The following is a 24,492-nucleotide window of genomic DNA, read 5'->3' as shown; positions in this document are numbered from 1 at the left end:
GCCAGCGGCCCCTTACAACAGCGGGTGACGGAAATCATTCCCGACGCGGCGCGCGCGGGGCGCCCTCCGGCGCGCGACCTCCCGCGCGGGGAGGAGATCGACCTGGACACGCCGCGGTCGCGGTGAGCGGAGCGACCAGGACGTGACGGATCTCAGCGTCCGGCGAGGAGGTCCGGGTCCGGTGAAGACGGGAGCCGGGCGGCGATCCGGCGGCGCCCTCGCCCCGGCGTCAGCAATGCTCGGCGATGATCGCCCAGCAGGCGTCCGCGAACTCCCGGTAGGTGGAGCGGTCGAGCGTCGCCTGCTTCACCGGCATCACGTCCTGGTGCTCGGCGAGCATCGGGCGCAGCGCGCCCTCGATGTCGGCGCTCGTCTCGATCCACAGGAACTCCTCGATGCCGTCGGTGATCTGGCCGCGGATGAGCTTCGGCACCTCGCTCAGCCGGACCTTCTTCGGGCTCCGCCGCGCGATGGACGACGCGATCTGCTCGGCGTGCGCGGGCCAGCGCTTGAGCGCCCGGTGGAACGTCGAGCCGACGAGCCGCAGGATCTGCTGGGCGAGCTTCGCCACGCGCGGGCGCTGCACGCGCTCCTCGTTCTCCGCGATCATCGCCAGGTAGTCGTCGCTGAGGAGCCTGCGCAGGTCGCTCGTGAGGATCTGCTGCGACTCGGGCGTCATCCGCAGATCCGCGACCTGCGCGAGGAAGATGTCGCGCAGGACGGTCAGGCGCGCCGTCACCGAGCCGGTCGGGGTCGTGTCGAGGATCTCGGCGAGCGGATCGATCAGGCGGCGGCCGAACGTGGTGAGGATGTGATCGAGGATCCGCTTCTGGTGCTGCTCGTGGCCGAGCACCGACAGCGCGCGGGCGATGTGCGCCTTGCTCGGGGCGTCGACGAGGATCTCCAGGGGCTGATCCTGCGCCTTCCCCTCGTACATGCGCAGCGACGCGAACATCTCGCGGAAGGCGTCCGCCGCCGCCGCCCCCTCGCCCGGCTCGCCGTAGACGCGGATGACGAGCCCCGAGTCGGGGCCGGCGTCGAACAGCCGCCGGAGCTCTGCCCGGATGTCCTCGTCCGTGACGAGCGGCGCCGGGGGGAGCGACTTCCCGCGTGGATCCATGGAAGTCCAGCCTACGGCAAAGTGCGGTGCACCTGAACCTCTGTGCCGCGAGTGAAGAAGAAAGCGAGCGCCGGGCGCGCTCTCGCCCGGTGAATCCGGTGTCACCGGATCGACACCGTGGGGGCGCGGGGCCGGCCTTGTGGCGCGCTCGCTTCGCCGGGTACCATCCGCCGGTCGGTCCCGTCGCGTCCCGTGCGGGAGGAGCGGGCATGGGAGCATGTATGGACGGTGCGAACCCGGCTCATCAGGGGAAGGGAAACGGCATGGCCGGCGCGCTGGGCGCGCGCGGCGAGGCCCGCGCAGAGGTGCACGTCGCCTCCGGAGACGCGCTCGACGTGCGCCAGTTCACGGCCATCGATCGGATGTCGGCGCTCTTCGAGGTGCGCATCGTCGCCGTGTCGGACAACCCGGACATCGACTTCGAGGCCGTCATCGGCCGGCCGATGCGGTTCTCCGCGCAGCGCGACCAGGCCCGCGCGTGGTCCGGCGTCTGCAGCCAGCTCCGGCAGGTCGCCGTCGAGGAGCGCCACCTCTCCACCTACGAGCTCACGCTCGTCCCCGCGCTGTGGCTCGCCACGCAGCGGCGCAACCACCGCATCTTCCAGCACCTGTCGGAGATCGACATCGCGCTGAAGCTCCTCGACGAGTGGGAGATCTCCCCGGCGCTGCGCCTCACCGGGACGTACCGGAAGCGCAAGTTCCGCGTCCAGTACGGCGAGAGCGACTACACGTTCCTCTGCCGCATGCTCGAGGACGCGGGGGTGAGCTTCTATTTCGAGAACGGCGGCGAGAGCCGGCTCGTCCTCGACGACGGGCCCCACGGCAACCCGCGGCGCAGCCCGATCGCGTTCCGCGAGCACCCGACCGACGCCGACCTCGAGCACGTCACCGAGGTGCGCGTCGGCCGCCGGCTGCGGCCGGGCAAGTACACGGTCCGCGACCACGACACCCGGAGGCCGGCGTCGTACGACCTCGTGGCGAGCGCCGCCGGCCCCGGCGGCGTCGAGGAGCGGCTCGAGCGCTTCCACTACGTGCCCGGGGCGTTCCTGTACGAGAGCGACAAGGGCGAGAGCACGCCGGCCGCCGACGACAAGGGCAAGTACCGCGCGGACGAGTCCGAGGGGGCCGCGCTCGCGCAGCGGCGCCTCGAGGCGAAGCGCGCCTCGGCCCGCGAGATCACGTTCGAGACCAACACGATCGATCCCGCGCCGGGCACCGTCCTCTCGTTCCTCGACCACCCGAAGGCCGAGCTCGCGCCGGACAAGCCGCTGCTCGTCCTCGAGTCGACGCTCGCGGGCGAGGTCCCGGGCGCCTTCCGGCACGCGTGCCGCGCCGTGACCGCGGACGTCCCGTACCGGCCGCCGCTCCGCACGCGGAAGCCGCGCGTGCAGGGGGTCGAGTGCGCCACCGTGGTCGGCCCGCCCGGCCAGGAGATCCACGTCGACGAGTTCGGCCGCGTGCGCGTGCAGTTCCACTGGGATCGCGAGGGCCGCATGAACGACGCGTCGTCGTGCTGGATCCACGTGAGCCAGCCCTGGGGCGGCGCCGGCTTCGGCGGCACCAACCTGCCGCGCATCGGCCAGGAGGTGATCGTCGACTTCCTCGGCGCCGATCCCGACCGGCCGATCATCACGGGCCGGGTGTACACGAACCTCCAGAAGACGCCGTACAAGCTCCCCGACAACAAGACGCAGAGCGGCTGGAAGAGCAGCTCGTCGCCCGAGACCGGCGGCTACAACGAGATCATGTTCGAGGACGCGGCGGGCAAGGAGCTCGTCCGGGTGCAGGCCGAGCGCGACATGAACAAGCTCGTCAAGCGCGACGAGCAGGTCACCATCGGCAACGATCGCGTGAGCGCGATCGGCAACAACGAGGATCAGACCGTCGGCAACGACTTCGCCAAGCTGGTGATGAACAACGCGCGCGAGGTGGTCGGGATGAACCGATCGCGCGCGGTCGGCATCAACGAGACGGTGGAGATCGGCAGCGTGCAGGCGACCCGGGTCGGGGACAGGATCGAGATCGTCTGCGGCAAGTCGAGCATCGTGATGGACAAGTCGGGCAAGATCGTGATCTCGGGGACCGACATCACGATCCAGTCGAGCGGCCACACGCAGGTCTTCGGCGATCCGATCGACCTCAACTAACCTCGCCCCGTCACGAGGCGCCCCGGGTCACGGGGCCTCGGCCGCCGCGCGCATCGCCGCGCGCACCTCCTGGGCCGCCGCGGGATCCTTGACGGCCCGCTCCAGCCACACGCGGCGGAGCCGGATCAGCACGCCCTCGGGCAAGCCGAGCTCCTTGAGCGCCTGCGCGTCGTTCCCGCGCTCGGACGCGATCGCGAGCCGGGCGTAGTCGCCCGCCGTGATCGGGCCTCGCTCGGCCTCCAGCGCCGCGATGTACGCCGCGTCGTACGACGAGAGCAGCCGCCGCTTCCCGCGCCCCACCTCGGCGCGGATCGCGTCGAGCCAGTGCGCGTGCAGCGCCTCCCACGTGTCCGGCGAGAGCGACTCCGCCGCGAGGATCGCGTCCTCCGCGCCGGGGCGCGCCGCGAGCCGCGCCGCGATCGCCGCGCAGCGGGCGAGGGGATACGCGTCGACGGGCAAGGCCGGCTCCGCGGGCCCCTCCGCCAGCTCCGGAGCCACCGCGGGGCGCTGCTCGGGGACCTCCGCGGCGGGCGCGAGCGCCGCCGTCGGCGCGGGCTCCGCGGCGAGCCGCGCCGGCGGGGGGAGCGGCGCCAAGAGCGCTAGCGACGCGGGGGGCGCGGGCGGCGTGGGCGGCCCGTCGTCCGGATCGAGCTCGTGCCGCGCGGGCGGCGCGCCGCGGGAGGGCCCCGGCGTGGGCGCGTGAAACGGGAGCGCGGGCCTCGGGAGCACCACGGCGGGCACGAGCGTCTGCGACGTGTCCTCGTCTTCGATCAGGGGCGACGACGGCGGCGCCGTCGAGAAGCGCGGATCGGCCGCGTCGGGCGCCGCTCCGGCCGGCGGCGCCGGGGCGAGCCGCGCGGCGCCCTGCAGGAACGGGAGCACCGCGGACGGCCTCGACGAGAGCGGGGCCGTCATCGTGCCCGTGAGGCTCGGCGCGGGCTCGCCCTCGGTGATGAGCACGGCGCCCTCGCGCGGCGGGCGATCGAGCATGAGCTGCCCGCGCCACACGAGCGCCGCCACGCCGTGATCGGCGTCGATGACGAGCGTGTCGCAGCGGAGGGGCACGCGCAGCTCGGCGCCGTTCGTCACCGCGATCGCGCTCGGCGCCGGCGCGCGGAGGCGCGTCGCGAGCCGCGGGAAGCGCGGGTGCAGGTGCTCGAGCACGATCGGCTCCGTGCCCGTCAGCTCGTTCGTCACCTGATCGAGCGGCGCGGCGTTGAAGTACCCGGTGTCGATGCCCTCGGGCAGCGGCCGCTCGGCCCAGCGCGCGTGATCCCAGCCCGCCGCGTGCCGGCGCAGGCGCTGCGCGCGGTCGGGCCACTCCGGCCGGAGCGGGCCGAGGCCGGCGGGCCAGAGGTGGCCTTGCCGGATCGCGGTCGACGAGGCCGCGGTCAGGAGGTTCGGCGCGCGCGCTCGCCCCCACCGATCGGCGAGCGCTCCAGGGCCCGTCGGCACGCCGACCGGGTTCGAGGTGTGCGGACCGCCCGCGGCGCGCTCCCAGCGGAGCGGCATGCGCGTGAAGGGCGCGGGCTCGCCGAGCGAGCCATCGTGCGTGAAGCACGCATCGCCGCGGACCTCGATCGCCTTGTCGATGTCGCCCACCGCGAGCCGCGCGATGAGCGACGTGACCGCGCCGCCCTCGGGCGCGTGCGCGTGGCCGACGACGAGCACCTCGCTCCACCGCTTGAACGGCGCGACCGGGCCCCACGGCTCGACGAGGCGCCGCTCGTCCGCTTCGCCCTCCAGCGGGGCCGCGGGGCCGCTCGTCATCGGCGACTCGAACGGCGCGAGCTCGAACAGCGCGTGGCACGCGACGGTGAGCACCCACGCGTCGGGTCTGGGTCGCCACTCCAGCGAGCTGGCGCGTATCAGGCCTTGGCAGACGAGGTGCATCGGCGATGGATCAGGCGCGCTCCGGGGCGACGTGCATCCCAGCGATGTCCCTCAGGATATCCGAGCCGCGGGACGGCGTCCGGGCGAACCTGCGCCGTCACGCCGCGGCCACGCGCGGGACGCCGCTCCGCCGCGCGGCGTCGCGGCGCGCGGCACCGCGGCGCGCGCGCGGGTCGGTCATTGAAGGAGGTGGCGCGCTCCGATAGCGTCGGGGGGCGACGATGGAGTGCCAGAACCTCACCCCACTCGACGCCCTGGCCTACAGCGCCCTCGACGCGCACGACGAGGAGCACCATGTGCTCGCGCTCAAGGCCGCCTACCGGCTCGTCCCCGGGGACGGGGGAGAGGCGACCCACCGCTGCGAGCTCCTCCCGGGCGACGGCGCCGGGCGGCTGCTCCTGCGCGACGCGTTCGAGGGGGAGGCGAACGCGTCGAGCGTCCGCGCCGAGAGCGACCTCGCGCCGTTCAAGCCGCGCTGCGACGTGCTCGTGCGCGCGACCGCGTGGGCGCCCGGGGACGAGCCCGCGGAGCGCTGGACGGCCCGGCTACGCGTGACGGGCCGAGGCGCGCCGCCCCCCGGAGGCGACGCCGTCGGCGGCGAGCCGCCGCCGCGCGCGCTCGTCGACAAGACGCTCGAGGTGTGCGGTCCGCGGTGGTTCGAGCGCGCGGCGGAGGGCTGGCGGCTCACCCGGCCCGAGCCGGCGGCGAGCGTCCCGGTGCGCTGGGAGCGCGCCTTCGGTGGCCGCAGCCTCGTGAGCGCCGGGCCCGGGAGGGCGCCGCTCCTCGACGAGGTGTGCTTCACCAACCCGGTCGGCTGCGGGTGGATGGAGGCGCGCACCGTGGACGCGCTGCGCGACGCCGGCGCGCCGGCGCCCGACCGCGTGGCCGCGCCGCAGATCGAGCGGCCCGACAGCCGGGTGACGCGCCTCGCCGTGGCGTCGCACCCGCCGCACGCGGTGGACGCCCCGCAGATGGCGGAGATCGCCGCGGGCTACCCGTTCGCGCCGGCGGGCCTCGGGTGCGTGGGGCGCGCATGGACGCCGCGGCTCCAGCGCGCGGGCACCTACGGCGAGGCGTGGGTCGCCGGCCGGCACCCGTTCCTCCCCGACGACTTCTCCTTCGCGTACTGGAACGCGGCGCCCGACGATCAGCAGATCCCGCACCCCGACGTCGGCCTGCGCGTCGAGCTCTGGAACCTCGCGCGCCCCGGGCTCGCGTGCGACGGGCGCGTCGCGTTCGAGCTGCCGCCGCACCGGGCGTTCGCGATGGCCTGGATCGCGGGGCTGCCGGTGCCCGTGCCCGCGGCGCTCGACACGCTCTCGGTCGACGCCGAGTCCATGGTCGTGACGTGCGTGTGGCGGACGCTCGTGGCCCGCGCGCTCGGGGTGCGGCGGATGGAGGCGCGCTTCGAGGTCGACCCGCGCGCGCCGCTCCTGAAGATGGCGGTGGGCCGTGGCTGAGAACGTCCTGTCGCGCAAGCAGGAGCCGTGGATGGCGGTGTCGTGCGCGCCCGACGTGTGCAAGACGCCGATGGGGTCGAGCACGCCGCCCGTGCCGTACAACGTGGTCTCCAGGCTGGAGCCCGCGCTCGACGCCAGCGAGGACGTGCACGCCAACGACGGCCGCGTGCAGAAGCACGCCGCGACCGTGATGCCCACGACCGAGGGCGACGAGCCGGGCAGCGCGAAGGGGGTCGTGAGCGGCACCGTGGGCCAGCAGAGCTGGTCGCAGACGCACAGCCCGAGCGTCCTGGTCAACGCGCACCCGGTCGTGCGCCACGACGACCTGGCGCAGATGAACGGCGACAAGGCGGCGCAGGACAAGGCCGACAAGCGGGCGCGCTACAACTGCCGCAAGGAGCAGATCGAGGCGGGCAAGAACAGCGACGACCCGGCGACGCGCGAGGCCGCCGCGCGCTTCGAGCGCAACACGATCGCCGCGGAGAAGGCCGCGCTCTCGGGCCACACCTACGACCCCTCGAAGCCCGCGCCGACGGGCTGGCGCGACATCAGCGACGACCCCGAGGCGCTCGCGCGGTACGGGCTCACGCCCGGCGACCTGGACGGCAGCCGCCCCGGCGCGACGCGGCTCTACGAGCCCGACCCCGACGTCTTCGGCGGCGACATGCGGCCGACGGTGGCGTTCCGGGGGACGGAGAACGGCGCGGACTGGCAGAACAACCTCGCGCAGGGGCTCAACATGGACTCGCCGTACTACCGCGACGCCGTGCGCGTGGGGAACACGCTCGGGAACAGCGTGGACTACACGGGCCACTCGCTCGGCGGGGGCCTCGCGTCGGCGGCGGCGACGGCGGGCGGCTCGCGGGGCTGGACGTTCAACGCGGCGGGCCTCAACCCGGGCACGGTCACGGGCTACGGCGGCACGGAGCGCCCGGCCGACATCGCCGCGTACCGCGTCCAGGACGAGGTGCTCACGGGCTTCCAGGAGCAGGGGTGGAAGGGCACCCTGGCCGCGTGGGCCGCCGGCGGCCTGTGGGGCGCCCTGGCCAAGGTGGGCCTGAGCGCCGTCATGCCCGACGCCGTCGGCACGAAGCACGAGTTGCCCGCGTCGAGCCTGGACCCCTACAACCGTCACCTGATGCCCGACGTCATCAACGGCATCGAGAAGCAGAAGCAGGCGGACCAGCGGAAGATCGCCGAGAAGACCGGCAAGCGATGCTGAGCGGAGCCACGATGCGCGCGCCCGACCCCGACCGCTTCTTCCTCGGCCCGCAGCGCGAGCTCGCGCGGGCCATCGCGGCCGGCGATCTCGCGGCCGTCCGCGCGCTCGCGCCGGCGACCGATCTCAACGTGCCCGGCGCCGAGGACATGACGCTGCTCGTGTTCGCGATGCGCTGGGCGTCGGGGCAAGAGCCCGCGCGCCTCCGGATCGTGACCGAGCTCGTGCGCGCGGGCGCCGACGTGCACCACGTGGTGCCGCTCCTCTCGAGCGCGCTCGATCTGGCGATCCTGGCGAAGAGCCCGGCGTTCCTGCGGGCGATGCTCGACGGCGGCGTGTCCCCCGACGCGCGGGTCGGCCGCGGCCACACGCCGGCGCTGTTCCATGCGGCCTCGGAGGCCACGGTCGAGAGCATGCGCCTCCTGCTCGACCGCGGCGCGGACGTGAACGCCCGCGACTCGCTCGGGACGCCCGCGATCACGTACGCGCTGCGGGCGCTGCAGCTCGACCAGGTGGAGGAGCTGCTCGACCGCGGCGCCGATCCCCGCGCGGTCAACCGCCTCGGGCAATCGTTCGCGCGCGTGCTGGAGGAGCTCATGGCGCGGCAGCTCCCGGGGTCGGCCGCGCTCCGGAAGATGGCGGCGCTCCGCGACCGGATCGTGCGGGCGGGCGTGCGGTGGCCGCCCGACCCTCCGGAGGTGGAGCGCGAGCGGATGCGGCAGCGCGGCGAGGAGCCGATCGTCCCCGTCGGCCAGCCGCGGTGAGGTGAGATCATGGGATCCGGCAACACCATCGGACGCATCGTCGGTCAGACCCCCGCGCGCGCGGTCCCCGTGGAGCTGGCCAACCCCGTCGTGCAGCTCTTCCAGGGCGTCGAGCGGCTCGCGCCGATGTGGCGGCAGCTCGAGGGGCTCGTGCAGCAGCTCGGGGGCGGCGGGCGCGGCGGCGCGCCGGCGGCGCGCGGCGGAGCGAGCGGGGAGGGGACCGGCGCGCGGGGGGCCGGGGACGTCGCGTCGCCGGAGGAGCTCGCCGCGCGGCTCACGGCGCTCGGTCGCCTGGTGCGGACCCCGGCCGAGGCGATGGACGGGCCCGCGCGGCCGGATCAGATCCGGACGCGGCGGATCACCGAGGAGATCCTGCGGCAGGCGATGGAGGTGTCGGGTCCCCGCGGCCGGCCGGTGCACGCGCTCGCGCTCGGCGCGGCGCGGGAGCGGATCGAGGCGCTCGCGGGGACGGCTCCGTCGCCGGCGCAGGCGGCGCAGGCGGTGGAGAACGCCGCGACGATGGCCCTGATGCGCGGCGCGAACGGGCCGGTGCTGGAGATGCTCCGGTCGGTGCTCGCGGGGCTCCAGCAGGCGCTGCGCCTGATCCAGGGCATCCCGGGCAGGAACGACGGCGCGCAGATCCGGAGGTGAGGGGGCCCGGGTGTCCAGATGGGCGACCCCGGTGTCCAGATGGGCCGCCGGATGTCCAGATGAGCGGCCCGGGTGTCCAGATGAGCGGCCCGGGTGTCCAGATGGGCCGCCGGATGTCCAGATGGGCGGCCCGGGTGTCCAGATGGGCGCCCCGGGTGTCCAGATGGGCGCCCCGGGTGTCCAGATGCGGCCCGGCGGGCGTCAGATGAAGACGACGGGCTGCTCCCAGATCGCGAGGACGATGCAGCCCTCGGCGCTCGACACGCTGTGACGGGTGCCCGGCGTGTTCACCACCAGCGTGCCGGCGCGGTGGTGCCCGCGCTCGTCCGACTGCGAGCCCGTGAGCACGAAGATGTGCTCATGGCCGCGATGGACGTGCTGCGGCACGGACGCGCCCGGCGCATACCGCAGGAGCGCCGCCGAGGCGCCCGCGTCGCCGCTCCCATAGAGCTGGTGGATCTCGACGCCTTCCCGGAACCGACGCCACGGGATCAGATCCGGATTGGCGGTGAGCGCCGTCACATCCGAAACGATGAACGGCAGCTGCACAGGTGCTGCATCTCGCGTTGCTGCTGGATTCGTGGACATCATCGCGAATCTCCCGTGTTGAGGGGACCATGCCACAGCGCGCCGCGCGCGCTCAATGGCAATCGCGTGAGACGCGAACAATTCATGGGCGGGAAAACTTTCAGAAATGAAAAGGCGCGTACAGATCCAGGGAGTGAAGAGCACCCTGAGAACTCCGCGCCTCGCCGGCGGGGCCGACGCGCCACGCCGCCGGAGCTTCCTCGCCCTCCTTGGCCCTCTGCTCGTCTCGCTCTCGTTGCTGCCGGCGGTCGGTTGCAGCAAGGAGGCGCCCGGCGATCAGCCGCTCACGGTGGGCTTCATCTATGTCGGCGCTCGGGACGATTACGGCTACAACCAGGCGCACGCGGAGGGCGCCGCCGCGGTCGCCAAGCTGGCCGGCGTGAGGACCCGCGAGGAGGAGAACGTCCCCGAGACGGTCGCCGTGCAGAAGACGATCGAGAGCATGATCAACCTCGACGGCGCGGCGGTGATCTTCCCGACGTCCTTCGGCTACTTCGATCCGCACATCCTCAAGGTGGCGGAGAAGTATCCGGACAAGGTCTTCCTCCATTGCGGCGGCCTGTACGACGCGTCGAAGCACCCGAGCAACGTCGGCAGCTTTTTCGGATACATCGACGAGGCAGAGTACGTATCCGGCATCGTCGCCGGGATGACGACGAAGAGCGGCAAGCTCGGGTTCATCGCGGCCAAGCCGATCCCGCAGGTGCTCCGCAACATCAACGCCTTCACGCTGGGCGTCCGGAGCGTGAACCCGACGGCGACGACGGCCGTGATCTTCACGGGCGACTGGTCGATGCCCGTCAAGGAGGCGGAGGCGGCGAACAGCCTCATCGACCAGGGCGTCGACGTCCTGACCGCCCACGTGGACTCGCCCAAGGTGATCATCGAGCTCGCCGAGCGCCGCGGCGCCTTCAGCACCGGTTATCACACGGGCCAGGCGACGCTCGCCCCCAGGGGGTACCTGACCGGGGCCGAGTGGAACTGGGCCAAGGTGTACACCGACTACCTGGCGTGGATCCGCGAAGGGAAGCCGTATCAGCACCTCCTGCGCGGCGGTTTCAAGGAGGGGTTCATCAAGCTCTCGCCGTATGGCCCCGCCGTCTCCGAGGAGGCGAAGAAGAAGGCCGAGGAGGCGAAGGCGGGGCTCACGGAGGGGACGCTCGTCATCTTCAAGGGGCCCATCAAGGACAATGAGGGCAAGGTGGTCATCGCCGAGGCCGCCGAGCAGAAGCAGACCGACATCGTGCTCGAGAGCATGAGCTACCTCGTAGAGGGCGCCGTCGGCTCCGTTCGACAATAGTCCTGCGGGTCAGAACTCCCGCCAGGGATCTGCCTCGCGAGCGATGGAGAAACAAACGCAAAGGCGCAAAGACGCAAAACTACAAATCTTTTTTTTTTTTTGCGTCTTTGCGCCTTTGCGCCTTTGCGTTAAAATCTCTCTCCGGATCCCTGGTCGGACCTCTGACGAGCGGAACTGGCTAGAGCGATGTGGCCCTCCAGCGCTCAGAGCGCCTTGAGGACCGCGGCGGCAGGCGCGGTCCAGCCGACGATGGCGCCCTGGGCGCGGACCATCTCCAGGGTGGCCGCCTTGAACTCGGGGAAATAGCTTTCGGTGGCGTCCTCGATGAGCAGGCACTCGTAGCCGCGATCGTTCGCCTCGCGCATCGTGGTCTGGACGCACACCTCGGTGGTCACGCCGGCGATGAGCAGCTGCGAGACGCCGAGCGCCGCGAGCCGGGCGTCGAGCCCCGTCCGGTAGAAGGCGCCTTTGCCCGGCTTGGGGATGACGAGCTCCCCGGGCGCCGGCGCGAGCGCCGGGACGAAGTCGTTGCCCGGCTCGCCCAGCACGAGGATGCGGCCCATCGGCCCTACATCGCCGATCCGCATGCCCGGCGCGCCGCGGCTCCGCTTGGCGGGCGGGCAGTCCGAGAGATCCGGCCGGTGACCCTCCTTGGTGTGGAGGACGGTCAGGCCGCGCTCGCGGAACGCGTCGAGCAGCAGGCGCACCGTCGGCACGATGCGCTGGAGCCTGCGGACGTCGTTGCCGAGCGCCGCGCCGAAGCCGCCCGGCTCCAGGAAATCGCGCTGCATGTCGATGACGAGCAGCGCCACGGCGTCCGGCTCGGCGAGGCGGAACGGGTACGGCTTCGCCGCGATCTCGAGGGCGCGCGCCGTCATCGGTGCCCCGCCATCGCGCGGCCGATCGCCGCGACGTCCGCCGAGGCGGCCGTCGACTCGTGGACGACGCGGCCCTCGCTCATCACGAGGATCCGGTCGGCCATCGCGAAGATCTCGTCGAGATCCGCGCTCACGAGGAGCACCGCCGTCCCGCGGTCGCGCGCCCCGAGGATCCGGGCGCGGATCTCGGCCACGGCCGCGAAATCGAGCCCGAAGCACGGGTTCGCGGCGATGAGGAGCTCGATGCCCTCGTCCGCGCCCGTCCCGAGCTCGCGCGCGAGCACCGCGCGCTGCACGTTCCCGCCGGAGAGCCTGCCGATCGGCGCGTCGACCGAGGGCGCCTTGATGGCGTACTCCCGGGCGAGGCGCTCGGCCGACCGCCGCAGCGCGGCGCGGCTCACGCCGAAGCGCAGCGCGGTGAACGGCGGCCGGTCGAAGACGCGGAACCCGATGTTCTCCGCGACCGACATCGCCGGCACGCACGCGTTGCGCAGCGGCTCCTCGGGCAGGCACCGCACCCGGTGCCGCCGGGTCTCGTCGCGCCCCGCGCCGTACGGCTCGCCGTGGACCAGCACGCGCCCCGCCCGCGCGGCGCGCTGCCCGGCGAGCACCTCGACGAGCTCCTCCTGCCCGTTGCCCGAGACCCCGGCGATCCCGACGATCTCGCCGCGGCGGACCGCGAGCGTCACGCCGTCGAGCGCCGGCCGCCCGCGATCGTCGGCCGCGGCGAGCCCCTCGACGCGCAGGACCGCATCCCCGGCGGGCGCGTCGCCGCGCGCGCCGCCACGTGCCGCGGAGACCTGCGGCGGCTGCGCGCCGACCATCATCTCGGCCATGGCCGCGGGCGTGAGGTCCTCGATCTTCCCCCGGCCCGCGACCCGGCCGCGCCGCAGCACCGTGACCTCGTCGGCGAACGCCATCACCTCGCGGAACTTGTGCGAGATCATGAGCACGCTGATCCGCTGCTCCTCGGCCATGCCGCGGAGCGTCCCGAGCACCTCGTCGGCCTCCGCGGGCGTGAGCACCGACGTCGGCTCGTCGAGGAGGATGATCCGGCTCCCGAGGTAGAGCTGCTTCAGGATCTCGAGCTTCTGCTTCTCGCCCGCGGACAGCTCGCGCACGGCCGAGTCGGGGTCGAGCCGGAACGGCATGCGCGCCATGAAGGCGCGGATCGCCTCGCGCTCCTTCCGCCAGTCGATCACGAGCGGGAGCGACGGGCGCGCGAGCACGAGGTTCTCGGCGACCGTCATGTTCATCACCAGGGTGAAGTGCTGGTAGACCATGCCGAGCCCCAGCGACCGCGCCTCGCGCGGGCTCCTGATCGACAGGGCGGCGCCCTCGACCCGCACCTCGCCCGCGTCGGCCTGGTGGTAGCCCATGATGCACTTGACCAGCGTGCTCTTGCCGGCGCCGTTCTCGCCGAGGAGCGCGTGGAAGCTCCCGGGCGCGACGCGCAGCGACACGTCGTCGAGCGCGAGCAGCGGCCCGAACCGCTTGGTGATGCCCGCGGCGGAGAGCGCCGGCGGGGGCGTGGGCGGGCCGGGCTCATGGGGCGTCGCGGCGGCGCGGATCGGCCTCGCCGCCGGGCTCGAGAGGGCGCGCGGGTCCATCACGACGCGATCGCCTCCAGGAGCGCGGCGGAGGTCGAGACCGCGCCGAACACCCCGTTCTGCATCGTGATCATCTTCAGGGCCGCGGCGTGGTTGCCGGGATCCGTGGCCGCGCAGCAGTCGGAGAGCAGCAGGCACTCGTAGCCGCGGTCGTTCGCCTCGCGCATCGTCGTGTGCACGCAGACGTCCGTCGTGATCCCCGTGAGGATCAGGTTCTCGACGCGGCGCTGGCGGAGGATGAGATCGAGATCTGTCGCGCAGAACGAGCCCTTGCCGGGCTTGTCGATGATCGGCTCGCCGGGCAGCGGGGCGAGCTCCGGGATGATCTCCCAGCCGGGCTCGCCGCGGACGAGCACCCGCCCGCGCGGCCCCGGATCCCCGATGCCGACGCCGGTGCCGCGCCCGCCGTCGGTCCGGCGGGAGCGCCACCGCTTGTTCGCCGGCAGATCCGAGAGGTCCGGCCGGTGCCCCTCGCGCGTGTGCAGGACGTGGTAGCCGCGGCGGCGCGCCTCCGCGAGCACGCGCTGGATCGGCGCGACGCAGGCCCGCGTGAGCGAGACGTCGTAGCCGAGCAGGTCGATGTACCCGCCCTTGCCGCAGAAGTCGGTCTGCATGTCGATGACGATCAGGGCCGTCGTCTCGGGGCGGAGCGCCCCGTTGTACGGCCATGCGTAGGGGTCAGCGGCCACGTAAGTCATGCGTCGGGTCCTCCTGTCCTTCAGCGGTTCGCTCGGGGTCGTCGTTCGTGTCGTTCGGGATCCTCGGGGCTCATCGGGCGAGCGTGAGCTCGGCGGGCTGGTCGCGCAGGGTCCGGGTCGCGGAGCTCGCGGCGACCATGATGGCCAGCGTCACGATGTACGGCGCGGCGTTGAAGAGGTGGTAGCCCCAGGTGATGCCCACCGACTGGAGCGCCGGGCCGAGCGCGCTCGCGCCGCCGAAGAGGAGCGAGGCGGCGAGGCAGCGGACCGGGTTCCAGCGCGCGAAGATGACGAGGGCCACGGCCATGAGGCCCTGTCCGCTCGACAGGCCCTCGTTCCAGCTGCCGGGGTAGAAGAGCGAGAGGTACGAGCCGCCGACGCCGGCCAGGAAGCCGCCGGCCATCGTCGCGCGCCGCCGGACGAGGTTCACGTCGACGCCCATCGCGCGGGCGGCGTCGGCGCTCTCGCCGACGGTGCGGAGCACGAGGCCGAGGCGGGTGCGGCTCAGCATCCAGAGGAGGAGCGGGGCGAGCGCGGCGCCGACGAGGAAGAGCGCGTTCACCTGGAGCGCGGCGCGGATCTGCGGGAGGTCGCTGAAGGAGCCGAGCGGGATCGCGGGCAGGCGGGGCGCCGTCGGCTTGATGAGCGGCTTGCCGAGGAAGAAGGCGAGGCCGACGCCGAAGAGCATGAGCGCGATGCCGACCGCGATGTCGTTGACCCGCGGCTTCGCGCACAGCCACGCGTGGAGCGCGCCGAGCGTCGCGCCGAGGAGGCCGGCGGCGAGGACGCCGAGCCAGGCGGAGCCGGTGAGGTACGAGACGCCGTAGCCGCCCATCGCGCCCATGACGAGCGTGCCCTCCAGGCCGAGGTTCACGCGGCCGCTCTTCTCGGTGAGGCACTCGCCGAGGCTCACGAAGAGGAACGGCGTGCTGATGCGGATGGCCCCGGCGGCGACCGCGAGGGGGATGCCCCAGAGGCCCAGCGCGGCGGCGTCGCTCATCACGCCACCGACGGCGCGGGCGCCGCCTGCCGGAGCTCGGGCGCGCGGGCGACGCGGGCGCGCCCGTGGAGCGCCTCGCTCGCGAGGATCGCGATGAACAGGATCCCCTGGAGCACGCTCACCGCGGCGTCGGGGAGCTGCGCCGTGCGCTGGAGCAGGCCGCCGCTCGCGCCGATGCCGCCGAGCAGGAGGGCGACCGGCATGATCGCGAGCGGGTTGTGGCGCGCGATGAAGGCGACGAGGATGCCGGTGTAGCCGTAGCCGCTGACGAGCGACGCGTTCGCCCGGCCGTGGACGGCCGCGACCTCGACCATCCCGGCGAGCCCCGCGCACGCGCCGGCGAGCATGCAGGTGATCACGACGAGGCGCCTGACCGGCAGGCCGGCGAGGAGCGCCGCGCGGACGTTGCCGCCGCTCATCGCCGCGGCGAAGCCGAAGGTCGTCCGGTGCATGAGCGCGTAGCAGAGCGCGCAGGCGAGGACGCCGCAGGCGAGGCCCCCGTGGACCTCGACGCCGGGCAGGTTGCCGAGCGCGTAGTCGGCGCCGATCGGGGCCGTCGACGGCTTGTTCAGGCTCGCCGGGTCGCGCAGGGCGCCCTCGACGAGGTGGTTCAGGAGCGCGATCCCGATGTAGTTGAGGAGCAGGCTGCTGATCGTCTCGCTGACGCCGCGGTAGACGCGCAGCGCGCCGGCGAGGCCGATCCAGAGCGCGCCGGCGGCGAGCCCCGACAGGGCCATCGCGGCGAGCGCCGCGGCGGGCGGCGCGCCGAGCGCCCGCGAGGCCAGCGCGGCCGACGCGGCCGAGAGCCCGCCCACGACGACCGCGCCCTCGCCGCCGATGACGATGAGGCCGAGGCGCGCCGGCAGCGCCGTGCAGAGCGCCGTCAGCATGAGCGGGGCGGCGCGCAGGAGGGTGTTCTGGAACGAGAACCACGTGCCGAAGGCGCCGCGGACCATCTCGTAATAGACGCTCAGCGGGTTCGCCCCCTGGGCGGCCACGAAGGCGCCGAACGCGAGGAGCGAGGCCGCGAGGGCCCCGACGGGGATGACGATCGCCTCGGCTGTCTCGCGCCCGAGCAGCCCTTGCGGGAGGAGCTTCACGCCGCCGAGGATAAGGGGTCCAATATTTCCTCTCTTTTTCGGGGATCTTGCGGCTCTGCGACGGTGGTCGCGAGGGCTGGTGCGATGTGGTGGCCGCGGCGACCGCGAACGATCCGCACAGCGCGCCCGCTCCCCTTCGGGTCCCGGCCTTGCACGCCGCGCACCTCGGCCCGGTGACCCCGACAGGAGGTGTCTTTGGCATGCGGTGCGGCGGATCGTTTCTGCTTGTCCTGGGCACCAGCGTCTCTCTGGCGATGGTCCCGACGCGCGCGGCGGGCGCCGTCGACCTGACCTGTGCGTCGAGCGCGACCCTGGAGGCGCTCGTCTCGTGCATCCGCGATCATCTGCCCGGCAGGGGCTCACGCAGGTTCGTCGCCCCGAGCTTCATGGAGATGAGCGCCTGGCGGAGCGTCGCCTTCGCCATGCTGCGCGGCGATTGCGGCTTCGCGCTCCCTTACAGCCTGTCGCCTCTGGCGCAGAACCGGCGATTCCACGACGCCGAGACCGGCCGCAGTTATTGCGTGCTCATGGAGACCGCCGACTGGGACGGGGACGGGATCTTCGATCGGGGCTTCGGCGCCTTCATCGTCGACGCGAGCGCGGAGCGGGAGCTCAGCCATCAGGTGGCGCACCCGATCTCCGACACGGGGACGGAGACACAGGCCGTCACCCTCTTCAAGGAGACCCGATCTCGCACATTTCTCCTGGCCGGCGCGCACCGCGATGCGAGCCCGGGCGAGGGCGGACTCCTCGGATCGTCGGCGAGCTGGGACGCCGCCCACAACACGGCGACCATGTTCCACGCGACGCACATGGAGATCATGGCGTATTACGGCGAGAAGCCGTGGTGGGCCATTCAGTGGCACGGCATGGCGGAGGACACGTGCGAGAGGGTGGATGTGCACCTCTCTCACGGCGTGGATACGCCCCCCGCGGCGGGGGACAAGATCCTGGAGCTCAGGGCTCACCTGCTCGCCCGCGAGCCGACATGGCGGATCAGCGTCGCCGGCAGCGGCCTGTGCTCGCTCGACGCGACGAGCAACGTCCAGGGGCGGCTCCTCAACATCGCGCCGGCGGGGGGGAGCTTCGGTGCTCTCGCGGCGCCGCCCTCCACCAGGCGCTTCGTCCACATCGAGCAGCACGCCGGGTTTCGAGATCCGGACAGGTGGGTCGACGCGGTGCTGGCCACCTGGCCGTGAGGCCGTCCGCCGTCGCGTGAGGAATGCCGACCTCCTGTACCGGCACGCCAAAGCAGGAGCGCATCGCGTCATTCGTAGGGCTGGAACGCCCTATTCCTCATGGGGCCGGAACCACGAACGATGTCGTGAACGGGGCCGGCCCTCCGCGAGGACGCTCGACGACACGCGCACAAAACGAAGCATTTTACCATGATTCGCCCTCGCTCCGCAATACGACGAACGTGCGTCTATCGCCGGCGTGTGCCCCGTCGTAGCGTCCCCGTCGCGTCTCGGCGCGTCTCGGCGCGGTCCGAGCCTGCCGCGGGCGCCCTCACTGGAGCCGGAGAACACCCATGACCCGTAAAGGTACGCTCATCCCGATCGCCTCCCTCCTCCGTATCCTCGTCCCGATCAGCTTCGCGCTCCTCGCGGGCGGCTGCTCGCAGGCGCCGGCGGAGATCCACGAGCGCCCCGGCGGGGACGAGGCCGCGCTGACCGACGCGCAGCGCCTCGCCGTGCATCGAGGGGGAGGCCGCGTTCACCCCACGAGCTGCGGGGACCGCCCGAGCGAAGCCCCGTCGAGCTTACCCTACTGGACCGCGATCGCGCAGAACGGAGCCATCCCCGACGCCCTCTGGGACGGTTCGAGCGCGTATCAGGACGGCCGCTTCTACATCTTCGGCGGGTTGAACGGGACCTACCCGGACGACGAGCCCGTCGCCGATTTCAGCGTCTTCGACGTCGACACGCGGACCTGGCACGATCTCGGCCAGTACACGGGCGGGCCCTCCGCCCGGGCCGAGGCGATGATGTGGAGCGTCGCCGAGGACGACGCCCTGTTCGTCTCCGGCGGGAGAGGTCCTTTCCGGCGCGGGCTCGATCTCACGCACCAGGACACGTTCCGGTTCGATCGGGCGCACGGGTGGACGCAGATCGCGCAGAAGCCGGCCGAAGTCCGGCTCGCGAATCGCTCCACGGAGGCGGTCGCCGTGCGAGGGAAGGGGAAACGCAAGACCGTCGCGTACGCATTCTCAGGCTCGTCGTCGACGTTGTCGGCCTTCATCAACCGCCCGGACGGCCTCCAGCACGACCTGGTCCGCTACAAGAACGGCTGGAAGCAGGTCGCGACCGGCTCGCCTGTCCCGCGCGCTCGAGCCCATCATCCGCTCGTGTACTCCGAGGGCTGGAACGCGCTCTTGCTCTATGGCGGATACACGAACGACGCCGTGAACGGGACCGGCCTGTTCACGCCGGAGAACTACCTCGGCGATCTCTGGATGCTCGACGTCGACACGGAGACCTGGGAGCAGATCTCCTTCGACGAGGACAGCGGACCGGGCCACCGCGATAACGCGAAGCTGATCGCCGACGAGCGCCGCCATCGAATCTGGCTCTTCGGGGGCAGCCAGTTCGACGGTACCACCCTGTCCGACGTCTGGTACTTCGATCTCGACACCGGGGATTGGACGCGCGTGGACACCGCGATGGCGGGGCCGGCGCCGGCGCCGAGGTTCGGCCAGTTCTCCTTCTCTCGCAGGACCGCCACCGCCTACGAGCTCTACATCTTCGGGGGAGCGACCGCGGAGTTCGCGCCGGTGCTGCTCAACGACATGTGGAGATTGACGATCCCCCTCGCCGGCGACGGCTGAACGAGCAGGAAGTCGGCCACGGCCAGGAGGCGTTCTTAGGAATGATTAAGGCGACATCGGACGAGCTCGGCGTTACCAGTCGTGGGGCAGCGACATGAATCGCGTAGGAGGTCACAGGGCCTTGCTGGTCCTGGCCTCCACGGGCGCGCGCGTCGCTGACAACAAGATAGGAGAAGAGAAATGGCAACGTCCGTAGTGTTTGGTTCGGTGAGGCAGTCTGACGGCGGGATGCTGAACCCCGGCTCCGGGGGCTGGTCTTCCACGAGGGTTTCGACGGGGAGGTACAAGATCACCTTCAATGCCACGTCGTCGCAGGCTCCGATCGTCGTCGTCACGCCGGTCGACGATGCCGGCAGACAGTCCGCCGACAACCAGTTCTCGACGTACAACCACGAGCACAGCCCGCCAGCGGTGTATGTCTGCTCGGTCGACAAGGCTAGCGGTGCGCTGGAAGACGCGAACTTCTCGTTCGTCGCCTACGTCGTTCAGTCGTAGGGCGCATCCCGCCCGGCGGCTCTCCTCGGGTCGTCGGTGGCGACGATCCTCCTCCCTCCGTTGAAGACCACGCCACGCCCTCACACCCCTCCACGGCCGCGGCTCCCGACGTGATGTGCGGACCGCGCTCTCCCCACCCGGGGTGGATCGCCGCTCCCAGCCTGCACCTGCCGTGACGACCGCTCCTCCGGCGGCCGGAGGGCGGAGGTCTGCCCTCAAAAAACCTTCCGGCGAGGCGCGCATGATGCTCAGCGGCCGGAAAATCCGGCATCTCAGCACGGTCACCCACGACGGCGAGGTCGTCTTCTTCGGCACCAGTACCCGACCCAGGCGCCGAAGAGCGCGCCGCGGAGCGCTGTCTGGCTGGCTCCCAAAATTTTCACATTCTCTGACGTTTGTGCTCCCTTCTCCTCCAATGCCGGGTCGTGCGCCTCGCTTTGTCCAGACAAGCCATAGGGGTGAAGGGCCCTCCCGCGCCGCGCAGGCGCCGGGGATTGCGCGGGCTCAGCTTGTGTGCACGAGCGACGTCGGCGAGGCTCGGGAGGCCTTCCGCCGCGTTTACGTGGACGCGACCCTCGAGCCCAAGCGCGGCACATCGTTCGGCTGTGCGATGGTGGTCGCCTCCTTCGGCACAATCCGTGTCGTGACGGGCGACTGGCCCGGCGGAGGGCGGGCCTTCGTGCCGGCAGTCGGGGAGCAATACATCCTGTCTCTCTCGGCCGAGGGCGAGAGCGCCGGCGACCACGCGGGCGAGCCCTTCCGCGTCGTGCCGGGCCGGCGGGGCGCGCTGTTTTCACCAGGGCGATCCTGCTCGCTCGATGTCAGCGGGGAGTTTCACGGGCGGACCCTCGTGATCGACCGCGGAGCGCTCGATGCCCATTTCACCACGCTCACGGGCGCTGCGCTGCGCGGCCCGATCCGGTTCGGTACGGCGCTCGACATCGAGGACGGACCGGGCCGCACGGTCCACGAGGTCGCGCAGCTCTTCCGCCGCCAGATCGAGCAGTCATGGGCCTCGCCGATGCTGCTCGCCGGGCTGCGTGGTGCCCTCTTCACGAGCCTCCTGGTCCACACCCGGCACAGCCTATCGGAGGTCCTCGATGCACCGCCGCCGCGCGTGGCCCCGGCGTGCGTCCGCAAGGCTGAAGAATACATGGCCGCGCGCGCTGCGGAGCCCATCACGCTGGCCGACATCGTCGCCGCTGCGGGCGTGCCGGAGCGGTCCCTGCGAGCAGCCTTCGTGGCGAGCCGGGGAATGCCACCGATGGATTTCCTGCGGTGGCGCCGGTTCGAGCTCGCGCGCCGCCAGCTGGCCGAGCCCTCGGCCGGCACGTCGGTCGCGGGCGTCGTGGCCGCGCTCGGGCTCGGTAACCCGGGGCGGTTCAGCGTCGACTACAAGCGCCGGTTCGGCGAGAGCCCCTCCGAGACGCTGTCCGCGGGGCGCGTGGCCGCGGGCCTGCCACGCCTCCAGTCGCGACGCCGGCCCTGAACGTCACGAGCGCTGGCACCCACGAGCAACAACTCCGGCGACAACGCCACCCCGGGCCAACCGCCCGCAGCACACCATGGCGTACCCGCAGCCGGGTTCGACCTCGACGTATCGCACAGATCGCTATCGATCGCGTGCGCGAACGATGTCGCCTGTCCAGAAACGGCAGCGAGCTGTCCACGAACGGCAAGACAAGCGCACGCACGAGCTCGTCGCTGTTGCATCCTCGCCTGAACCTATGGTGGAAGATCGCTCTGTCATCGGACTCGGCAGGGTCGCCGCGGTCGGTCACGGCGGTGCGTCGTGGTGTCCGCAGGTGAGGCATTCAGGCAGCAGCAGGCGGCGGCGCGCGACTGGACCTGGGCGACGGGAACCGGCGGAGCGCACTCACCGAATGCCATGCAGGGGCCTGCGTCAACATCACCTCGGCAAGCGCCGATTCGACACTGGCATCTAACTTGAATATACCGGCCGACCCTTCTCCAGCCAGCGCAAGCACAACCTTGAAAGGATGACCCATGCGGTATCTTGCAGGTTCACTTCTCCACGCTCTGACGATCCCGGCTCTCTCCACCCTGCTGCTCGCAGGCTGTACCAGCGCCGGCCCCTCCGCGGCCGACGGCGACGAAAACGGGGACGCCGTGGGCGGGGGACATGACGCGCTCACCCCCGAGCAGTGCACCTATTTCGATCCCGGCGGCACGGTCCAGATCTGCCACCACACCGGCTCCGCGACGAAGCCGTACACGATCCTTCGTATCAGCGACAAGGCGTGCATCAACGCGCACAGCGCCCACGACGGTGACTACATCACCAGCACCGACCCGAGCTCGCCGCTCTACGACCCGACCTGCAACGGCCAGGGCTGCCTCCCCGTGAACGCGCCGTGCGACGCCACCCTCCCGTGCTGCGATGGCCTGCTGTGCCAGAACGGTACCTGCACCGACCCCTGCGCCTCGGCTCCCTGCCAGAACGGCGGCGCCTGCGCCGCGACCGAGAGCGGTTACACCTGCACGTGCGCGCCCGGCTGGACGGGGACGAACTGCGAGACCAACATCGACGAATGCGCGCCGAGCCCCTGTGTCCACGGCACGTGCAACGATGAGGTCGACGGGTACACCTGCACGTGCGCGCCCGGCTTCTCCGGGACGAACTGCGAGACCAACATCGACGACTGCGCGTCGGGCCCCTGCGTCCACGGCGCGTGCAACGATCAGGTCAACGGGTACACCTGTACGTGCGCGCCCGGCTGGACGGGGACGACTTGCGAGACGGCCGTCTGCGTCCCCACCACCTGCGACGCTCAGGGAGCGACCTGCGGCTCGATCGCCGATGGCTGCGACGGGACGCTCGACTGCGGTTCGTGCGGGTCGGGCTTCACCTGCCAGAGCGGCACCTGCCAGCCCACGGGGCCCACGGGGCCAGCGTGCCCGTGTGATGGCATGCCCGGGTGGGGTCCCCCTGCTCCCCCCGTCCGGTGCATCAACTACTCGGGTTTCATGGGCCCCGGCAGCATCTACTACTATCTGAAGAGTGACGCCAATGGCCACGAGGGCCCCTTCGTCGAGTTCGCTGTCAACGGCCAGTTCGGTCCGGAGCCCGACCAGTGCGGATACGTGTCGGTGGCCAACACCCTCACCACCATGCCGCTCACCAGCCAAGCTCAGGCGGACCTCTGCGTGCAGAGCTTCCTGAGCTTCGCCGGCAGCTGCCCCTGAGCTGGGCGACGCTGCGTCAACATCACCTCGGAAAGCGCCGCAAGGCTCCAACGTCATCGTGGGATCTCCACCCGCGCGCGGCAGTGCGCCGGAGGCTGGTCGGCCTCAGTAGAAGTCGTACCTGGCGCTCAGGGCAGGCATGAAGAGCGGGAAGAGCGGGGCCGTGAGGGGCTCGCCCGGAAACCAGGCCGAGGCGGCGTGATCGACCCCAGCCGCGGCGTCGACGAACACCCGCCGGCTCGACGCCGGCCTCGGCACGGCGATGAGCAGGGGCACCGCGAGCCCCAGGGTGAGCTCGACCCGCCTGGCCAGCCGGACGCCGGCGCGCACCTCGGGCGCGACGTACACGAAGCGCGCCGCCGCGCTCCGCTCGAGCGGGCCGAACGACGGCGCGCCGCTCGTCGACGCCCGCGCGCTCGCGCGCGACCCCGCGACCGCGCCGAACAGCCCGCCGGCGCCCAGCCGCGCGTGGAGCAGGAGGCGCTCGCCCGACGAGTACCCGACCCAGGCGCCGAAGAGCGCGCCGCGGAGCGCCGTCGTGTCGTCGACGCGCACCGAGTACGACGCCCCGCCGGCGGCCTCGAGCGTCGCGATGCGCCCGCGGACGGCTTGCTGCACGCCCAGATAGCCCGCGGAGGCGCCGAACGAGAGATGGTCGATGCCGTACCCTCCGTGGACGAGCAAGCTGACGCCAGACCCGAGGGGTTCGCTGCAGGACCCCACGCACCCCGTCGGCGTGTCCTCGCCGAGCGACACCACGAGCGGCGCCGCGGCGCTCACCTCGGCGAGCAAGCGGGGCGTACGGCGCGGGCCGCGCGCCTCGCGGTCGTCGATGGCCCCGGCATCTCGCGCCAGCCGGATCCGGCGTGCGTCCGGCCCCTCCCTCGGCGGCTCGGCGATCTCGAGCGTGCCCGTCTCCTGGAGCCGGATCAGCCGCGCCGTCACCTGGACCGTCTCCCCGCCGTCCACGTCGAGGCGCTGCTCGAACGGCTGGTACCCCGCCTTGACCACGCGGACGGTGTGGGGGCCGCGAGGCACGCGCAAGGGCGCGCCGAGCGGGAGCTCGCCGCGCGGCACGCCGTCGAGCAGGACCGTCGCGCCCGGCTCGGCGCCCACGATCGCGATGGCCCCGACGGCATTGTAAAGGAGCTTTACCACCAGCAGGATATCGCGCTTGTCCTCGCCCTTGAGCCGCTCGGAGAAGTCGCGCAGCGCGCTCTCGTACAGCTCGATGGCCTCCAGGTAGCGCTCGAGCTGGATGAGACACGCGGCGGCGTTGGTCGTCCCGTTCAGCGTCATGAGCAACGCGCGCGATGTCTGGAACTCGGCGAGCGCCTCGGCCCAGCGCTCCTGATCGCGCAGCGCGATGCCGCGCTGGAAGTGCGCGCGCGCATCCTCGCGACGCCGGACCTCGCCGGGCCCGCCCGGCTGCGCGGCGGCGAGCGAGCCGAAGGGCAGCGGCGCCAGGAGCACCGCCGCGAGGAGGAGGCCGCCATGCGCGGAGCGTCGGCGCGTCGTGCCCGGCATCGCGCGCG

20 protein-coding genes are annotated in these 24,492 nt (G+C 72.2%); 11 read left to right on the top strand and 9 right to left on the bottom strand.

Annotated features, from left to right (window positions below; all coding sequences use genetic code 11):
- Positions 1–229: 229 nt before the first annotated feature.
- A complete protein-coding gene (locus WMF20_RS26245) occupies positions 230–1,120 on the bottom strand; it encodes a hypothetical protein (protein ID WP_437604696.1) in 891 nt (296 codons plus the stop codon).
- Positions 1,121–1,383: 263 nt separating this feature from the next.
- Here WMF20_RS26245 and WMF20_RS26240 point away from each other — a divergent pair, with 263 nt between their 5' ends.
- Positions 1,384–3,267 (top strand): type VI secretion system Vgr family protein, encoded by a 1,884-nt coding sequence (locus WMF20_RS26240; RefSeq protein WP_437604695.1) that lies wholly within the window; start codon positions 1,384–1,386, stop codon positions 3,265–3,267.
- A 27-nt stretch (positions 3,268–3,294) separates the two neighbouring features.
- Here WMF20_RS26240 and WMF20_RS26235 read toward each other — a convergent pair whose 3' ends face one another.
- Complete coding sequence (locus WMF20_RS26235; RefSeq protein WP_437604694.1) at positions 3,295–5,160, bottom strand: DUF2169 family type VI secretion system accessory protein; 1,866 nt, start codon at positions 5,158–5,160, stop codon at positions 3,295–3,297.
- Positions 5,161–5,381: 221 nt separating this feature from the next.
- Here WMF20_RS26235 and WMF20_RS26230 point away from each other — a divergent pair, with 221 nt between their 5' ends.
- From WMF20_RS26230 to WMF20_RS26215, 4 genes are read left to right on the top strand one after another with little or no spacing between them, the layout of a single operon-like run.
- Entirely contained in the window at positions 5,382–6,620 is a 1,239-nt protein-coding gene (locus WMF20_RS26230; RefSeq protein WP_437604693.1) for a DUF2169 family type VI secretion system accessory protein, read from the top strand.
- A complete protein-coding gene (locus tag WMF20_RS26225; RefSeq protein ID WP_437604692.1) occupies positions 6,613–7,842 on the top strand; it encodes a DUF4150 domain-containing protein in 1,230 nt (409 codons plus the stop codon). Before WMF20_RS26230 ends, WMF20_RS26225 begins: the two co-directional genes overlap by 8 nt.
- Positions 7,836–8,603 (top strand): ankyrin repeat domain-containing protein, encoded by a 768-nt coding sequence (locus WMF20_RS26220; RefSeq protein ID WP_437604690.1) that lies wholly within the window; start codon positions 7,836–7,838, stop codon positions 8,601–8,603. The genes WMF20_RS26225 and WMF20_RS26220 overlap by 7 nt, the downstream gene beginning before the upstream one ends.
- Before the next feature lie 9 nt (positions 8,604–8,612).
- Complete coding sequence (locus tag WMF20_RS26215; RefSeq protein WP_129576982.1) at positions 8,613–9,254, top strand: hypothetical protein; 642 nt, start codon at positions 8,613–8,615, stop codon at positions 9,252–9,254.
- Positions 9,255–9,455: 201 nt separating this feature from the next.
- On the opposite strand, the gene WMF20_RS26210 is transcribed toward WMF20_RS26215, so the two are convergent.
- Positions 9,456–9,797 (bottom strand): cupin domain-containing protein, encoded by a 342-nt coding sequence (locus WMF20_RS26210; RefSeq protein ID WP_129581631.1) that lies wholly within the window; start codon positions 9,795–9,797, stop codon positions 9,456–9,458.
- 151 nt (positions 9,798–9,948) lie between these two features.
- Between WMF20_RS26210 and WMF20_RS26205 the strand changes: the two genes are divergently transcribed.
- A complete protein-coding gene (locus WMF20_RS26205) occupies positions 9,949–11,142 on the top strand; it encodes a BMP family ABC transporter substrate-binding protein (RefSeq protein ID WP_437604689.1) in 1,194 nt (397 codons plus the stop codon).
- A gap of 203 nt (positions 11,143–11,345) precedes the next feature.
- On the opposite strand, the gene WMF20_RS26200 is transcribed toward WMF20_RS26205, so the two are convergent.
- The 5 genes from WMF20_RS26200 to WMF20_RS26180 all read right to left on the bottom strand — a co-directional run bounded on the left by WMF20_RS26200 (position 11,346) and on the right by WMF20_RS26180 (position 16,428).
- Positions 11,346–12,020 (bottom strand): cysteine hydrolase family protein, encoded by a 675-nt coding sequence (locus WMF20_RS26200; RefSeq protein WP_437604688.1) that lies wholly within the window; start codon positions 12,018–12,020, stop codon positions 11,346–11,348.
- Positions 12,017–13,630: an ABC transporter ATP-binding protein gene (locus WMF20_RS26195; protein WP_437617170.1), complete on the bottom strand. Its 1,614-nt coding sequence runs from the start codon at positions 13,628–13,630 to the stop codon at positions 12,017–12,019. The genes WMF20_RS26200 and WMF20_RS26195 overlap by 4 nt, the downstream gene beginning before the upstream one ends.
- Entirely contained in the window at positions 13,630–14,328 is a 699-nt protein-coding gene (gene biuH, locus WMF20_RS26190) for a biuret amidohydrolase (RefSeq protein WP_437604686.1), read from the bottom strand. Before biuH ends, WMF20_RS26195 begins: the two co-directional genes overlap by 1 nt.
- A 70-nt stretch (positions 14,329–14,398) precedes the next feature.
- On the bottom strand, positions 14,399–15,328 hold the full coding sequence (locus WMF20_RS26185) for an ABC transporter permease (RefSeq protein WP_437604685.1): 930 nt from the start codon (positions 15,326–15,328) through the stop codon (positions 14,399–14,401).
- Positions 15,328–16,428 carry an ABC transporter permease gene (locus tag WMF20_RS26180; RefSeq protein ID WP_437604684.1) on the bottom strand — a complete coding sequence of 367 codons (1,101 nt, stop codon included), beginning with the start codon at positions 16,426–16,428 and terminating at the stop codon, positions 15,328–15,330. The genes WMF20_RS26185 and WMF20_RS26180 overlap by 1 nt, the downstream gene beginning before the upstream one ends.
- A gap of 200 nt (positions 16,429–16,628) precedes the next feature.
- Here WMF20_RS26180 and WMF20_RS26175 point away from each other — a divergent pair, with 200 nt between their 5' ends.
- The 5 genes from WMF20_RS26175 (at position 16,629) to WMF20_RS26155 (ending at position 22,957) form a co-directional block, all read left to right on the top strand.
- Positions 16,629–17,627: a hypothetical protein gene (locus WMF20_RS26175; RefSeq protein WP_437604683.1), complete on the top strand. Its 999-nt coding sequence runs from the start codon at positions 16,629–16,631 to the stop codon at positions 17,625–17,627.
- A 332-nt stretch (positions 17,628–17,959) separates the two neighbouring features.
- Positions 17,960–19,255 (top strand): Kelch repeat-containing protein, encoded by a 1,296-nt coding sequence (locus tag WMF20_RS26170; protein ID WP_437604682.1) that lies wholly within the window; start codon positions 17,960–17,962, stop codon positions 19,253–19,255.
- A 180-nt stretch (positions 19,256–19,435) separates the two neighbouring features.
- Positions 19,436–19,750 carry a hypothetical protein gene (locus WMF20_RS26165; RefSeq protein ID WP_129576976.1) on the top strand — a complete coding sequence of 105 codons (315 nt, stop codon included), beginning with the start codon at positions 19,436–19,438 and terminating at the stop codon, positions 19,748–19,750.
- Positions 19,751–19,991: 241 nt separating this feature from the next.
- Positions 19,992–21,239, top strand: coding sequence for an AraC family transcriptional regulator (locus WMF20_RS26160; protein WP_437604681.1), 1,248 nt, complete (start codon positions 19,992–19,994; stop codon positions 21,237–21,239).
- A gap of 518 nt (positions 21,240–21,757) precedes the next feature.
- A complete protein-coding gene (locus tag WMF20_RS26155; RefSeq protein WP_129576974.1) occupies positions 21,758–22,957 on the top strand; it encodes a calcium-binding EGF-like domain-containing protein in 1,200 nt (399 codons plus the stop codon).
- Positions 22,958–23,062: 105 nt separating this feature from the next.
- On the opposite strand, the gene WMF20_RS26150 is transcribed toward WMF20_RS26155, so the two are convergent.
- Positions 23,063–24,484, bottom strand: a complete 1,422-nt coding sequence (locus WMF20_RS26150) for a PEGA domain-containing protein (RefSeq protein ID WP_437604680.1) — start codon at positions 24,482–24,484, stop codon at positions 23,063–23,065.
- Between the last annotated feature and the right edge of the window lie 8 nt (positions 24,485–24,492).

It is taken from the genome of Sorangium sp. So ce834 (assembly GCF_051521425.1).
Classification (GTDB): Bacteria; Myxococcota_A; Polyangia; order Polyangiales; family Polyangiaceae; genus Sorangium; species Sorangium cellulosum_D.
The sequence above is the reverse complement of the archived record's forward strand: the minus strand, read 5'-3'. Positions and strand labels throughout refer to the sequence as shown.